A 14,651-nucleotide genomic window follows, 5' to 3' on the forward strand; every position below is an offset into this window, starting at 1 on the left:
CGAGCAGCGCCTCCACCTCGGCGCGCGGCAGCCAGGGGTCGAGCAGCGCGAGCCAGCCGCCTTCGACGAGGCGCTCGACCCGCGTCGGCACGAGCGCCGACTGGCGCGCTCGCGGCGCGCGCGCCAGACCTGGCCAGGAGCACGCGTGGACTTCGACCTCGTCGTCTCGCGGGGGACGATCCTCGACGGGAGCGGCCAGCCGCGTTACCCGGCCGACCTGGGCGTCCAGGACGGCAGGATCGCGGCGATCGCCGGGCCGGGCGCGCTCGCGGGCAGGCGGGTGATCGACGCGCGCGGGCTCGCCGTCGCGCCCGGGTTCATCGATATCCACTCGCACGTCGACTGGCTCCTCACCCTGCCCGATCACGAGGAGATCCTCGCGCCGATGGTCGCGCAGGGCATTACGACCGTGGTGGCCGGCAACTGCGGGCACTCCCCTGCCCCCGTCACGCGCACGTCCATCCCGCTGGTGGAGCACTCCGCGGAGATCATGAAGGACCGAGATCTCGCGTATACGTGGCGATCGATGGGCGAGCTCCTGAGCGCGCTCGGGGGCGGCGGGCTGCTCATGAACGCGGCCCTCCTGGTCGGCCACGGCACGCTCCGCCAGGCCGTCATGGGCAACAACGCCGCGCCCCCGAGCCCGGAGCAGGTGCGGCGGCTGTGCGCGCTCGCGCGTGCGTCCCTCCGTGAGGGCGCGTTCGGCCTGTCGGCCGGGCTGGCCTACGCTCCCGGCGTCTTCGCGCGGAGCGACGAGCTCCTCGCGTTGCTCCGGACGGTGGCCGACGAGGGCTGCGTTTTCACGGTCCACGGCCGGGCCTACACGTGGGTCTCGCCCTTTTACAGGCCGCTGTTGCTCGGCCCGCCGCACAACCTCCGCTCCGTGCGCGAGCTGCTCGGCCTCGCCGAGCAGAGCCGCGCGAAGATCCAGCTCTCGCACCAGATCTTCATCGGCCGGCGCACGTGGCCCACCGCGCCCTGGGTGCTCCGCGCGATCGAGCGCGCGGTCGACAGGGGGGTCGACGCGGCGTTCGACGCGTTCCCGTACACGGCCGGCAACACGACCGTGAACGCGCTCCTCCCCGCCTGGGTGCTCGACGACTTCCGCGCCCGCATCAACGACCCGGCCGTCCTGCGCCGGCTCCGGCGGGAGTTCGCCATGTTCCGGCTGCTGCTCGGGCTCGATTACGCGGACATCCGGCTCCTCTGGGGCGCGGCGCCGGAGCTCGCCGACCTCGAGGGGCTCGACCTCCGGGAGATCGCCGGGCGCCTCCGCCTGAGCGAGTTCGACGCCTACGTGCACGTCGCCCGCGCGAGCGACGGCAGGGCGCGGGTGCTCATCGACACGTACTCCGGCGAGGGCGAGCGCGACGAGCCCCTCCGGACCGTGCTCTCGCACCCGCTGTGCGCGTTCGAGACCGACGCGATCCTCACGCGGCGCGGCCGGCACAACCCGGCGTCGTTCGGCACCTTCCCGCGGGTCCTCGGGCGCTACAGCCGCGACCTCGGGCTGTTCCGGCTCGAGGAGGCGGTGCGCCGGATGACCGCGCTCCCCGCCGAGCGGATCGGGCTCCGCGATGTCGGGCGGATCGTGCCTGGGCACTGGGCCGATCTCGTCGTCTTCGATCCGCTCACGGTCGCGGACAACACGACGCGGGAGCGAACGGACGCGCCGCCTTCGGGGATACGCGCCGTCCTGATCACCGGCGGTGTCGTCGTGCAAGACGGCGCGCTGGCGAGCAAGACGCGGCGGGGGCGCCTCCTGCGCAGGTAGGCCGGCAGGGCTTCCGAGCAGGGCGGCGGGAACGCGGGGCGAACTTCGGGCCTTCTCCCCGTCTCCTCGCCGCGCGGCTCAGCGCCTCGCCTCTCCGCGCATCACTTCTCCGCTCACCGCTGCGCCGACCGCTCCACGAGCCACGCCGGGTACCCCATCGACTCGGAGCCCTCCAGCCGGAGGTCGGGTTGCTCAGCAAACACCCCACGGCCCACGGCGTAGAGCGCCTCGAGCAGGGTCTCCGGCGGGCCGAACGCCTCGAGCCCGAGCGTCCACGCCGCCGGCGCGGCGTCCCCGCCCACGAGCTCGACCCGGGTCAGCTCCACGGTGCACCCGGCCCTGAACCGGCCCTCGCCCTTCGCCTCGACGGGGCGACCGCGCTCGAGACCGAACATCCTGAGCCGGCGCTCCTTCCGGAGCGTCAGCCATCCGCGGCCTTCGTCGTCGGCGTCGCTCGACGCGACGCACAGCTTCGTCCAGCGCTCCAGCTCGCCGAGGATCGTGGGCGCGAAGTGGACGGGGCCGAACGCACAGCTCCGGAACTTGGTCTCCAGGCTCGTGGTCTCGCGGCCGCCGCGCACCTTGAGCCCGAGATCGGCGCGCTGCGTCCGCACGTAGCGGTCGATCCGCGGCTCCTCGGCGGGCACACGCGAGAACCACGACGTAAGCCGCCGCACCCGGGCGTCCTCCGCCGGCAGGAACCAGCGGACCTCGATGCTCTCCCAGAACTTCATGCGTCCTCCCGTCCGGTGCGCTGGCGGCACGCGCGCCTCCGTCTCTGGGATGCCAGAGCGCGGAAGCGCGTGCGCCGCCGGCGCCGCGGAGGGTAGATCAAACCGCGTCCGCCAGGGACTGACTAGGCACCGAGCGAGCAACGAGTCGACGCGCTGCCCGTCCCGCGATCACGCCCTCGACGACGCCCGGAACGAATCCGAGACGACCTTCTTGGCGAAGTCGACGATCTGGTCCTTGGGAGCGTTCTGGATGGCGTACTTGACCACGTAGCCGCCGGCGAGGAGGGTGAGCTGGCGCAGGATCTTCGAGCTCGCCAGCACGCCGATCGCGAATGCCGCGCCGCCGATCGCGATCGGAACGATGTAGGGGACGTCCTTGACCTTGCTCTGGACGTCCTTGGCGAACTTCAGCAGCGCGTCGAGGCTCACGCCACCTTCGCCGCCCTGCGCCTGCTGCGATTCCTGCGCGCCGGACTCCTGGGAGCCGCCCTCGTAGATGCCGTTCTTGTATCCGCCCGAAGTGTACTGGTCATTCCCCATGGTCATAGCGCTCTACCTCGTCCTGAAGGATCAGCCTTGTAGATAGCGAGAGCTCCCGACTCCATGCGAAGTACATACCAACCTGGAAGGCCGCAGCGGCCGACGGGCGGCAAGGGTGGGCCCTGGCGGCTCGTCCCGGCGACAGGGAGCTCAGCGTGCGCTCGCGCTCGCCGACGATGGGGCAAGTTGGCCATGCGTGACAAATGATCCCGCCTCAGGCGCTCACGCGGGCTCAGTTGGCTGGAGCACGCCGGCGATGCAGCGGACGATGAGGGCTGCGCCGCGAGCCCGGCGCCGAGCCGCGAGCCCGGCGCCGAAGAGGGCAGACCGGGCGAGGGCACGGTCGGCCGGAGCTGGCCCGCCGCTGGAGCAGGTCACGGTCGGCCGGAGCTGGCCCGCCGCTGGCGCAGGTGCTGGAACAGACCTCTGCGATGGCTGGCCGGGGTAGCGGACGGAGCTGGCGAGAACGACGGGAGCCGGGAGCAGGCCACCTGGGCCAGGAGGAGGGCGTCCACAGCGCGACGCAGGCGCGGGCCGTCCTGTGCCGCTCCCGTGGACGGCTCCTCGAGGCCGCGAGCGCGGCACGTGCATCTTCCCTCGGAGTCGATGGGGCTCCGCAGGCTCGAGCGAGCCCTGGGCGCGATCGCCTCGCCGCGGGGACCGCGCAAGGATCCTCGGCTCGGCTGGTGCCGGCCGCTCGCGCGAGGCGGCGCGCGTGCTCGACCAGCTTCGCCTCCGCGTTCCAGCTTCGCCTCCGCGTTGCGGAGCGCTCCCGGCCCGCAATTTGATCCACGCGCGGCAAGCCGCGCCCCCCGCGACCAATGCGTCGAATGCGCGCGAGGAGCTCACCTCGGCATACGCGTTGCTCATCCCCGCGTGCCCATGTCTCTCACGGCGCTCCTGTTTGGTCGACGGCTGGCTTCGGATGAAGAAGAGAAGGAACAGATAGGCCCGTTCTCCGGGGTCCCGGTCCTCGGGCTCGACGCGCTCGCTTCCGCGTCGTACGGCCCCGAGGCCGCGCTCACCGTGCTCATTCCCCTCGGCGCGCTCGGCCTCCGCTACATCGTGCCGCTCAGCGCCCTGGTCATCGCGCTGCTCACGATCGTCTACGTCTCGTACCGCCAGACGATCGTCGCGTACCCGAACGGCGGCGGCTCGTACATCGTGGCCAAGGAGAACCTCGGCACCACCGCGGGCCTCATCGCGGCGGCGGCGCTGCTCATCGACTACGTGCTCAACGTCGCGGTCGCGGTCTCCGCGGGGGTGGGCGCGCTCGTCTCCGCGGTGCCCTCGCTCCTGCCCCACACGCTGGGCCTCTGCCTCGCCGTCCTCATCCTGCTCACCGCGGCCAACCTGCGCGGGCTGCGCACCGCGGGCCTCGTGTTCATGGCGCCCACGTACGCGTTCCTCGGCTGCCTCTTCGCGGTGATCGCGATCGGCATCGGCAAGACGCTCCTCCAGGGAGGGCACCCGACGCCCGTGGTCGCGCCGCCCTCGGGCCACGCCGAAGCCTCGCTCGGGACAGCGAGCTTGTGGTTGCTCTGCCACGCGTTCGCGAGCGGGTGCACCGCGATGACGGGCGTGGAGGCGGTGAGCAACGGCGTCCCTGCCTTTCGCAAGCCGAGCAGCCTGCAGGCGCGCCGGACGCTCTCGTACATCGTCGGCTCCCTCGGCGTCCTGCTCGCCGGGATCGCCCTGCTCACGCGGTCCTATGGCATCACGGCCACCGAGCCGGGCCAGACCGGTTATGAGAGCATCCTCTCGCAGGTGGTGAGCGCGGTCGTGGGGCGCGGCCCGTTCTACTACGCAACCCTGTCCGCCGTGGTGGCGGTGCTCCTGCTCTCCGCGAACACCAGCTTCGCCGACTTCCCCCGCCTCTGCCAGCTCCTCGCGATCGATCGCTTCCTGCCCGAGCCCTTCATCCACCGCGGCAGGCGCCTCGCCTTCTCCTACGGCATCGGCGTGCTCGCCGGGCTCTCGGCGATCCTGCTCGTCGCGTTCCAGGGGATCACCGACTCCCTCATCCCGCTCTTCGCGGTGGGCGCCTTCCTCGCCTTCACCATGTCGCAGTCGGGGATGGTCGCGCACTGGCGCAGGGTCGGCGGGAAACGCTCCGGGCTCCACCTCGCGATCAACGCCACCGGCGCGACGGCCACGGCCGCCACGCTGGTCGTCATCATCGTCTCGAAGTTCACCGAGGGGGCGTGGATCTCGTCCCTGCTCGTGCTCACGGCCTTCCTCACCTTCCGCGGCGTGCGGCGGCACTACGACCGCCTCGACGCGGAGGTCCGCACCCACGAGCCGCTCGACCTCAGCCCGCCCCCGCCGCCGCTCGTGGTGGTCCCCGTCCGGCGGTGGGATCTCGTGACGCAGAACGGGCTCCGCTTCGCCCTCCAGCTCTCGCCCGACGTGTACGCGCTCCAGGTGCTGCTCGACGATCCGCGCGTCGAGGACCTGAGCCGCGAGTGGCCCGCGCTCGTGGAGGAGCCCGCGAAGCAGAAGGGGCTCACGCCGCCGCGGCTGGTGGTGGTCCGGTCCAGGTACCGGCGGCTCTTCCGGCCGCTGCTCCGCTTCGTCGCCACCGTCGCCCGCGCCCACCCGGATCGGAAGGTCGCGGTCGTCGTGCCCGAGGTGGTGGAGTCGCGCTGGTACCATTACCTGCTGCACAACCACACGGCCACGATCCTCAAGTGGCTCCTGCTCTTCCGCGGTGGGAAGGGCGTCGTGATCGTCAACACGCCGTTCTACCTGCACGACGCGCCCAAGGCGGCTTGATCCTCGTCCCCGGGGCCAACGGGGTCCGCGTGCCCAGGGGCGCGGCGTCGGGCGTTCAGACGCGATCGAGCGTTCAGCGGCGGCGAGCCGTCAGGTCCGGTCGGTGCGCTCGAGCAGGGCGCCGGCGAGGCGGACGGAGGGAACGGCGAGCGCGAGCGCGGCGAGGAGGGCGAGCGGTCCGAGCCAGGCGAGCGTGCGGTCGTTCCAGATCAGGCTCGTCATGACCGTGAGCGAGGCCAGGGTCTCGCGGCCCTCGAAGAGGTCGGGGCGGTAGAGGAAGACGGCGGTCGGCAGGAGCGGGACGAACCAGACCACGAAGGCGATGAGCAGGGCGTGGAAGGCGTCGGCGACGCGGACGAAGATCGGGGTCAGGAGCGCGAGCTGGACCAGGGCGATCGCCGTCAGGGCGAGGCCCGCGCCGACGGCGCCGGCGACGGTGACGCTCGCGCCGCCGCCGGCGTGGGGGGCGACGGCGAGCCCGCACGCGAGCGAAAGGACGACGCCGGCGAGCACGGCCGCCGCGAAGACCGGCCAGACGCGCGCCGCGAGGAAGGCGGCGGCGGGCACGGGCTTGCTGAGGAGGAGGCCGAGCTGGCGCTCCTCGCGGGGGCCGACCACCGCGCCGAGCACGCCGGAGACGCCGACGAAGAAGGCGATGAACGACACCGCGAGGTGGTCGTTCGCCAGGAGGACGGCGCCCATGTCGTCGAGCCGGAAGCCGCGCTCCAGGATCGCGAGCGCAGGCCGCGGCATCCGCGGCACGAGCAGGTGGGTCCCGGCGATGATCGCGACGCCGGCGGCCGTGGCGACGAGCGGGGCGCGGCGCGGGGCGTGGCGGGCCTCCAGGAGGCGGTAGTCGCGGAGCGAGGCTTCGTTCACGGGTCAACCCTCCATGCGCCGGACCGCGAGGGCGCCGGCGGCGATCGCGAGCGCCGTGAGGGCGCTCAGGGTGAACATGGGCACGAGGAGGTGCTCGGGGCGGAGCGCGTCGAGGTGCGCGAGCGCCTCGGCGCCGAGCGCGATGGGGTTCACGAGGGAGGCGCGGCGCCAGGCGGGGTTGTAGAAGCCGAGCAGCGCCGTGCCCACGAGCGTGGAGAGCGCGAGGAGCGCCACCAGGACGCCGAGCCCGCGGCGGCCGACCCAGACGGCGATCGCGGCCGACAGGGCCGTGGCGAAGATCGCCGCGAAGAGGTGGAGGGACATCGCGGCGAGGAACACGCCGGGGCGGAACCCCTCGACGCGCCACGCGAAGTAGACGGCGCCGACGAGGTGCGCGGCCACGTAGAGCGTGGCCATCACCGCGCACGCGGAGACCGCCCGGACGACGAAGTACCGGGGGAGCGAGATCGGCTTGGCCGCGAGCACCGGGAGCACGCCGGTGTCGCGCTCGCGCACGACGATCCCCCCGGCGAGCACGACGGAGACGATCGCGATGACCTTGTTCATGGACAGGTCGATCCAGAGATAGAGGAAGAGGGCGAAGCGGTCCTGCGCGCCGAACCAGGCCGTCATCGCCTCGGTCACGTGCGCGGGCGGGCGGGCGAGCAAGACGGGCACGCCGAGCACGGCGTAGGCGAACAGGGCGGCGACGAGCCAGATCTTCCGCTCCCGGAGCGCGGCGAGGTAGTCGAGGAAGGCGAAGCGGATCACGCGGCCTCCCGGCGCACGAGCGCGAGGTAGAGCTCGTCCATGGTGGCGGCGCCGTGCGCCCGCCGGAGCGCCGCGATCTCGTCGCACGCGACGAGCCGGCCGCGGTGCAGCACGGCGACGCGGCGGCACAGGGTCTCGACGTCGGAGAGGATGTGCGACGAGAAGAGGATCGTGACGCCGCGCTCGCGCGCGAGCTCGCGGAGCAGCTCGAGCAGCTCGTGGCGGCCGAGCGGATCCAGGCCGGAGGTGGGCTCGTCGAGGAACAGGACCCGGGGGTCGTTCACGAGCGCCTGCGCGAGCCCGACCTTCTGGGTCATCCCCGTGGAGAAGCCGCGGAGCTTGCGATCGGCGGCGGCGGTGAGGTCGAACCGGCCGAGGAGCGCCTCGACGCGGGCGCGCGCGTCGGCCCGCGGCAGCGAGAACATCGCGGCGACGTACTCGAGGAACTGGCGCGCCGTCATGTCGGGCGGCAGCGCGTAGCTCGCGGGGAGGAAGCCCGCGGCGCGGCGCACCGCGAGCGTGTCGGCCGCGACGTCGTGCCCGAGCACGCGGGCGCTGCCGGCCGTGGGCCGCGTCAGGCCGAGGAGCATGCGCAGGAGGGTGGTCTTGCCGGCGCCGTTGTGGCCCATGAGCCCGAAGATCTCGCCGGGCTCCACGGTGAAGCGGATGTCGGAGGCCGCCTCGACCGCCCCGAACCGCTTGGAGAGGCCTCTCACGTCGATCGCTGTCACGGATCACCTCCTCACGTCTGCGGCTTCTGCTGCCGTGGTTTCTGCTGCCGTGGTTTCTGCTGCCGTGGTTTCTGCTGCCGTGGCGTCTGCCCCTGCGGCTCCTGCTGCGCGGCCGCGCGCTCGATCGGGGCGGCGGGCACGGGGCGCGGCGCGCCCGGGGCGGCGCGCGCGGCGAGGCCGGCGGCGAAGATGTCGACGATGGCGTCGAGCGCCCGTTCGCCGGGGAACATGCCCGCGGTCGCGAGGCGGAGGTGCAGCGGGACGAAGCGGAGCGCCGACAGGACGAAGGGCACCGCGTCCCGATCGATGTCGGCGCGGATCTCGCCGCGCGCGACGCCCTCGTCGACCCACCGGAGCAGGCTGTCGACCTCGGCGCGCGCGGCGCGCTGCTCCGTCGCGGCCTCCTCGGGCGGGCGGAGCGCGCGGAGCTCGGGATCGTCGCGGAGCAGGCGCTCGAAGAGGGGCTCCTCCCCCATGAGCCGGTAAACGAAGCGCAGCGTCGCCTTGAGGCGCTCGAGGGGAGACTCGAGCCTGGCGACCTCGGCCTCGTAGCGGGAGCGGATCATGCCGAAGAGCTCGGCGACCACCTCGCGCAGCAGGATCTCCTTGCTCTCGAACTCGAGGTAGAGCGCCCCCTTCGCGCAGCCGACCTCGGCCGCGATCGCGTCGAGCCGCGTGCCCTTGAAGCCGCGCTCCGTGAAATGCCGCTTGGCGGCGTCGAGGATCCGCCGGCGGCGCGTCGGATCGCGCGGCGCGACGACGCGGTGGCCGGAGGACGGCGGGTCGCTGCTCACAGAACCAAAATGACTCGTTCAGTCATTCCAGTCAACTCGACCGACAGCATCGCCCGGCGCCGCTTCCGTGCCCGGGGCGCGGCGGCTCCGGACATATGCCCCGGCCGGAGCGCCGTTGCGCCCGAGCGCGGCGGTGGCGGCAATGGCGCGGGCGCGCTCGCCCTCAGGCGTTCACCACCACGACCGCTCCCGGGCAAGCTCGACGATCGCCGCAGAGAGCTTGTGGGGGTCGTGGCGGATGAGCTTCCCGCCGAACAGCAGATCGGCCGGGACGAGGAGGTCGGATCTGAGCCGCCTGTCCGGCGAGGTCACGACCGGCTCCGAGCCGGCCGAGGCGTACTCCAGGAGGCTCGCGGACGGCCATACGTCGTTGTAGAGCACGGCGTCGAGCCGGGCCTCGCCGAGGTACATCGCCATGGTCCCCACGAAGTCCTCGACCGTGTAGCCCGGGGTCTCGTTGGGCTTCGTCATCAGGTTGCACACGTACAGCGCCCGGGCGCGGCTCGCCGCGATCGCCTCGCGGACCCCTTTGACGAGGAGGTTCGGCACGAGGCTCGTGTAGAGATCGCCCGGGCCGAGGATGATGAGATCGGCGTCGGCGATCGCGTCGAGCGCCGCCGGGTACGCGTGGGCCTCGGGGTCGAGATAGACCGAGAGCACGGGCGCATCGAGCATGTCGGAGAGGTTGTCAATGGACGCCTCCCCGCGGATGGTCCGGTCGTTCTCGAGGTGCATGACGAGATCGACGTGATCCATCGTGACCGGGAGGACGCGGTTCTCGACGGAGAAGATCTCGTGCAGGCGCTCGACGGTGAGCGGGAGCGAGCCGGTGATCTCCTGCACCGCGGTGAAGATCAGGTTGCGCAGGGTATGCCCGCCGAGGCTCCCCGAGCGGAAGCGGTGGCCGAGCAGCTCCTTCAGCGCGTCCGGGTGCGAGGAGAGGGCGACGAGGCAACGCGTGAAATCGCCGGGAGGCAGGAGGCCGTATTCGTCCCGGAGCCTGCCGGAGCTCCCGCCCGAGTCCATCATGGTCACGATCGCGGTGATCCGGGCGCTCAGGTCCCGCAGGCCCGTGAGGAGCGTGTAATGGCCCGTCCCCCCTCCCACGGTCACGATCTTCGGCGTCGCCATCGGGGCGAGGGTATCACGCGGCGGCGCGGCGCCGACACCGGCCGTCACGCCGCCGAGATCTCGACCCGGGGGCGCGGCGCGCACTTCGCGAGGCGGCTCGAGGCGACCGCGTGGTAGGCGGGCGCGATCTCGGCGCTGTAGCAGCGCCGCCCCGCGGCGAAGGCCGCCACCGCGACCGAGCAGAGCCCGCCGAACGGCTCCCACACGACGTCGCCGGGATCGGACGAGGCGCGGATGATGCGGTCGAGGAGCTTGAGCGGCTTCTGGTTGCCGTGCACCGACCGGGTCTCCTCCTTGAAGCGCTCGGGCCCCCGGACCGCCGGCTCGTGCCAGACGTTGGTCACCCCGATCTCGCAATGGAACTTCGCCCGCAGGCGCGACCATTCGTCGCCGGTCAGCGGGCGCTTGCCGTCGACCGAGAAGTAGGGTCGCCCCTCGGGGCGGCCGTGCGTGTTGGCGAAGGCGACGAGCCGCTCGAACGCCGAGGCCGGGGGGTAATACCAGAGGTGACAGCGCGTGAAGTACTTCCGCGTGGCGGCGTTCTTCACGCCGCACGCCTCGTTGGTCTGGCAGAGCGGGAGGCCGGAGCGCTCCCACTCGCGCCGGAGCCAGGCCTTGAGCGTCAGCCGCGAGCCCTCGCTCTCGAGCAGGACCCTGCGCACGTACTGCACGCACACCTCGCTCACGACCGGGAATTTGCGCAGCGTCCGCGTGTTCGCGTTGCCCGCGACGTGGGCGATCCCCTTGTCCCAGACATGGCAGCTCCGGTACTCCCATCCATGCTGGTCGAGCAGCGGGTGCACGGTCGCCCAGCCGATCTCCGTCCCCCAGAACCAGAGCGTGGCCGACGGCAGGGCGCGCTCCGACCAGGCCGCGACGTGGGGCGCGTACCACGCGGCGAGGCCCTCGTGCGTCGGGGGGTCGCCGGGGAACCCGGAGACGCCATAAGCGCCGTCGGAGACGATCACCGTGGGCCTCGGCCAGGTGGCGTAATGATCCAGCGCGTCCCCGAGCTTCAGGACGGGCTGGTGGTCGATCGACAGGCGCTTCGCGGAGGGGTGCACGCGGCCATCCAATCGAACCGGGCGGATCTGTCAACAAATCGGCGGTTTTTGCGGCGGCGTGGGGCGGCCCGGCGGCCGCCGGCGAGCGCGGGCGTCAGCCCTTGCCCTCGGGGTAGAGGTGCTCGACCAGGGCGTCCGCGAGGTCGTCATAGAGCTCGCCCTCGCCCTCCATCCGCCGGAAGTGGTCTTCCGCCGGGTCGTACACGTAACGCACCGTCGTGCGGGGCTGACCGTGCTTCTCCGCCGTCATCACCATCGCGCCGATGTCGCGCTGCCACTCGACCGCGATCTCGGCGTTGCGCGGGGGGCGCTGCAGGCGGAACTTGCCGGCGCTGTCGCGCCAGACCCGGAGACCAGGCATCGCGTTCTCGCCGGTGAGATCGCGGGCGAGCCGCTCGATCATCTTCAGCCCCTGACGGTTCAGCAGCGCCGATCCGGACGGGGCGATCTTCTCCTGAAGCGCCTTCGAGAGGGCCTGGAGCTTCTGTCGACCGCGTTCTTCCGACATTCGACGACCGTACCACACGGCCGCATCCACCGTCGACGACGGCCCGCAGCCCACCTCGCCTGCGGCGCCGGCGGCCGCCGCAGACCAAGGGCGCGCGCTCGCGGTGTGCTGCGGCGCGGTCCTATGAAGACGTAATCCGAAGTCGCCAAGAGCGAGAGACCCTGCGGAATAGAGGGAGCAATAGGGAATAAGGAGCAATAAGGAGGAACAGGGGGATGAATGAGGACGAATGAGGACGAATGAGGATAAATGAGGGACGAGGGGGAACGAGGGGGAACCAAGGCGCAACGAAGAGCCGCACTGCGGCTGGACAGAATCGCGCCGACCTCGTGCGCCGCCATCACGACGGCATTTACGCGGACCGAGCCATGGGCGTATGGTGGGACGATCGGAGTTCTTCTTCGCTTTGGTCGGCGCGCCTCGCGGTGCGCGCGAGAGCGCCGGCGCCGTGGTGTGCCCAGCGTGTGCCTATCCCCCTGGATTTCTCGACCCCCACGCGGAGGAAACATGAATGCATTGAAGCGCAGGAGCTCACGTTCCGTCGTCTACACGCTCCCGGCCGTCATCCTGGCGGGGCTCTGCGCGCTCGCGCCGCGCGCAGCCCAGGCTCAAACTGCAGCGGCGCCCAACCTCACCTACTGGGCGAACACCCTCGCCGACCACGTCGCGCCCGAGAACAACGAATACGGGAGCTCCCCGAGTTATGTTTTCTGGGCCGGCGTCGCAGGATCCAGCGAGTACAAAAGCCGCACCTTCTGTTCGACGTTCGTCACGAACGTCCTCAAGCAGACCTACGGGCTGACCTCCTACAACATCAGCGCCTGGTTCGGCAGCACGAGCCCCAACGCGATCCAGTACCACGACAGGATCGTCGAGCAGTTCGGCTTCGTGCAGGTCTCGTACATCGACGAGATCGAGGCGGGCGACGTCATCGCCATCAAATACCCGGCGGGGAGCGCGGCGTCGGGCCACGTGGCGATCGCGATGGGGCCCGCGCGGTCGCGCGTGGCCAGCTATCCGTACGTCTCGGGGACGACCCAGTACGAGATCGCCATCGTCGACTCGAGCAACACGGGCCACGGCATGACCGACAGCCGGCGCAACCCGGACGGGACATGGCACCCGGGCGTCGGGAAGGGCCTGATGCGCTTCTACACGAACAGCAGCGGAGAGATCGTCGGACATACGTGGAGCCCGCAGGCGAGCGCGACGTATTACCCGAGCTACGTGCGTCCCATCGCCATCGGCCGGGTCACGACGCCCTACGCCGAGCTGCCGCTGCCGGAATAGCCGGGCTCTCCGCTCCCCTCGCCGCCGCCCCGTGCCTGGCGTGGTGCCTCGGCGCCTCAGCGCGCCACGCGCGCGAGCTCCAGCGGCTCGGCCTCGAGATCGAGGCCGTCCAGCATCGCCGCCGTGGCGGCGACGCCGGGCCGCTTGGCCTCCGGCACCCACGCCTCGACATCCATCAGCTCTCCTCCGACCACCTCCGACGATCGCAAGAGGGCCCGGCCCACGTGCGCGCAGAGGCTCACGTGCACCCGCGCGTCGCGGCCCCGCCGCTCGCCGAGCGCGCCGTCGAGCGCCAGCGCGGCGGACACGACCGCCCGGCGCGACGCCCCGTCCGAGCGCTCCGGGCCGGCGAGCTCCTTGACGAGCAGCAGGGTGTTGCCGGTCCGGAGCGCCACCCCGAAGCCCTTCGCCGCCATGAGGCGCGACGCGAGCGGCAGGACCTCATCCATGTCGGTGAGCAGGGCGTCGTCCGGGTCCTCCATCGCGCCGCAGTCCGCGTACACCTCGACGTGGATCGCGGCCATCCGGCGCTCCTCCGGTCGCCCGGACACCGGCAGCACGCTCCGCCGCTCCGACGTCACGGCGGCGCGGAACCCCTCGAGGAACTCCGCCGCGGTCTGGTGCCGCGCGGCGGGATCCTTCGCCATCGCGCGGAGCACCACCTCGTCGAGCTCGGGGCTCACGGGGGCCTCGCGGCTCGGGCTCGGCGGGAGCACCCAGAGGTGCATGTGCAGGAGCGTCGCGAGCATGGAGTCGAAGAACGGGAGCTTGCCCGTCAGCATGTAATAGGCGAGCGCGCCGAGGGCATACACGTCCGTGCGCGCGTCCGCCTGCTGGCCCTTGATCTGCTCCGGCGCCATGCACGCCGGCGTGCCGAGCAGGTGAGTCGGCGCCGTGATGCCCGGCCCCGCGTCGTCGAGCACCTTGGCCACGCCGAAATCGAGGAGGACCACGCGCCGAGACGCGCCCTCGTCGGCGATGAACACGTTGGACGCCTTGAGATCGCGGTGGACGATGGCGCTCTTGTGGACCGCCGACAGCGCCTCGCAGACAGGCTCCAGGATCTCGAGCGCCTCCTCCGCGGACAGCCTGCCATGAGAGAGGATGTACGACTGGAGATCCTCCCCGCTCAGCAGATCCATCGCGAAGAACGGGCTGCCCCCGTCAATCTCGCCGCAATCGAGGATGCGGATCACATTGGGATGATCGATCCGCCGGATCGCCTGGATCTCGCGCTCGAAGCGCACGACCGCCTCGCGGGTGAACGCGAGCTCCGGGTGGAGCACCTTGACCGCCGCGCTCCGGCCGCTCTCCGCGTGCACCGCCCGGTAAACGACGCCGAAGCTGCCGTGGGCGATGCTCTCCTGCACGAGGTAGCCGCCCACCTGGCTGCCGGGAGGTAACGTCACCACGCGGCCCGACGAGGCCGGCGCGCCGCAGGCGTCAGGATCGAGGAACGGCCCTGCCCCGCCGTCGCACTCCGTGCGCAACGTGGCGCTCCCATCCGACAAAGCTCGCGGGATCGCAGCCTCCTGCGCCGGCACCACGGAACGGATGGTCTCTTGCCACACCACGCCAAAACATAAGCACATTCCGTACCATCGACATGCCCCGGTCGAAACCTTGCGCACGACCTGGGACGCGAGCGAGTAAGCTCCGA

Annotated in this window: 13 protein-coding genes; 3 read left to right on the forward strand and 10 right to left on the reverse strand. The window is 71.7% G+C overall.

The features are described 5' to 3' along the window. Nucleotides 1–145 precede the first annotated feature (145 nt). Nucleotides 146–1,774, forward strand: coding sequence for an N-acyl-D-amino-acid deacylase family protein (locus WMF43_RS41325; protein ID WP_437673392.1), 1,629 nt, complete (start codon nt 146–148; stop codon nt 1,772–1,774). A 113-nt stretch (nt 1,775–1,887) separates the two neighbouring features. Here WMF43_RS41325 and WMF43_RS41330 read toward each other — a convergent pair whose 3' ends face one another. Together WMF43_RS41330 and WMF43_RS41335 are read right to left on the reverse strand one after the other, a co-directional pair. Next, complete coding sequence (locus tag WMF43_RS41330) at nt 1,888–2,508, reverse strand: hypothetical protein (protein WP_437673393.1); 621 nt, start codon at nt 2,506–2,508, stop codon at nt 1,888–1,890. A gap of 168 nt (nt 2,509–2,676) precedes the next feature. After that, nucleotides 2,677–3,054: a hypothetical protein gene (locus WMF43_RS41335; RefSeq protein WP_437673394.1), complete on the reverse strand. Its 378-nt coding sequence runs from the start codon at nt 3,052–3,054 to the stop codon at nt 2,677–2,679. Between the two features lie 876 nt (nt 3,055–3,930). Between WMF43_RS41335 and WMF43_RS41340 the strand changes: the two genes are divergently transcribed. Beyond that, nucleotides 3,931–5,823 (forward strand): APC family permease, encoded by a 1,893-nt coding sequence (locus tag WMF43_RS41340; RefSeq protein WP_437684195.1) that lies wholly within the window; start codon nt 3,931–3,933, stop codon nt 5,821–5,823. A gap of 90 nt (nt 5,824–5,913) precedes the next feature. Here the strand turns inward: WMF43_RS41340 and WMF43_RS41345 are convergent, their stop codons facing one another. The 7 genes from WMF43_RS41345 to WMF43_RS41375 all read right to left on the reverse strand — a co-directional run bounded on the left by WMF43_RS41345 (nt 5,914) and on the right by WMF43_RS41375 (nt 11,701). After that, the gene (locus WMF43_RS41345) at nt 5,914–6,702 is read right to left on the reverse strand and encodes a hypothetical protein (protein ID WP_437673395.1); all 789 of its coding nucleotides are present in this window, start codon (nt 6,700–6,702) and stop codon (nt 5,914–5,916) included. Between the two features lie 3 nt (nt 6,703–6,705). Further along, complete coding sequence (locus tag WMF43_RS41350; protein WP_437673396.1) at nt 6,706–7,473, reverse strand: hypothetical protein; 768 nt, start codon at nt 7,471–7,473, stop codon at nt 6,706–6,708. Beyond that, nucleotides 7,470–8,204: an ABC transporter ATP-binding protein gene (locus tag WMF43_RS41355; RefSeq protein ID WP_437673397.1), complete on the reverse strand. Its 735-nt coding sequence runs from the start codon at nt 8,202–8,204 to the stop codon at nt 7,470–7,472. Before WMF43_RS41355 ends, WMF43_RS41350 begins: the two co-directional genes overlap by 4 nt. An 11-nt stretch (nt 8,205–8,215) precedes the next feature. Then, nucleotides 8,216–8,998, reverse strand: a complete 783-nt coding sequence (locus WMF43_RS41360; RefSeq protein ID WP_437673398.1) for a TetR/AcrR family transcriptional regulator — start codon at nt 8,996–8,998, stop codon at nt 8,216–8,218. A 171-nt stretch (nt 8,999–9,169) separates the two neighbouring features. Next, a complete protein-coding gene (locus tag WMF43_RS41365) occupies nt 9,170–10,129 on the reverse strand; it encodes a gluconeogenesis factor YvcK family protein (RefSeq protein ID WP_437673399.1) in 960 nt (319 codons plus the stop codon). 44 nt (nt 10,130–10,173) lie between these two features. After that, nucleotides 10,174–10,932, reverse strand: coding sequence for a DNA methyltransferase (locus WMF43_RS41370; RefSeq protein ID WP_437684197.1), 759 nt, complete (start codon nt 10,930–10,932; stop codon nt 10,174–10,176). Between the two features lie 355 nt (nt 10,933–11,287). Continuing rightward, nucleotides 11,288–11,701 carry a hypothetical protein gene (locus WMF43_RS41375; RefSeq protein ID WP_437673400.1) on the reverse strand — a complete coding sequence of 138 codons (414 nt, stop codon included), beginning with the start codon at nt 11,699–11,701 and terminating at the stop codon, nt 11,288–11,290. A gap of 507 nt (nt 11,702–12,208) precedes the next feature. Between WMF43_RS41375 and WMF43_RS41380 the strand changes: the two genes are divergently transcribed. Further along, entirely contained in the window at nt 12,209–12,991 is a 783-nt protein-coding gene (locus tag WMF43_RS41380; protein WP_437673401.1) for a hypothetical protein, read from the forward strand. Nucleotides 12,992–13,047: 56 nt separating this feature from the next. Here WMF43_RS41380 and WMF43_RS41385 read toward each other — a convergent pair whose 3' ends face one another. Next, entirely contained in the window at nt 13,048–14,565 is a 1,518-nt protein-coding gene (locus tag WMF43_RS41385) for a serine/threonine-protein kinase (protein WP_437673402.1), read from the reverse strand. Nucleotides 14,566–14,651 lie beyond the last annotated feature (86 nt).

The organism is Sorangium sp. So ce131 (assembly GCF_051519095.1).
Classification (GTDB): domain Bacteria; phylum Myxococcota_A; class Polyangia; order Polyangiales; family Polyangiaceae; genus Sorangium.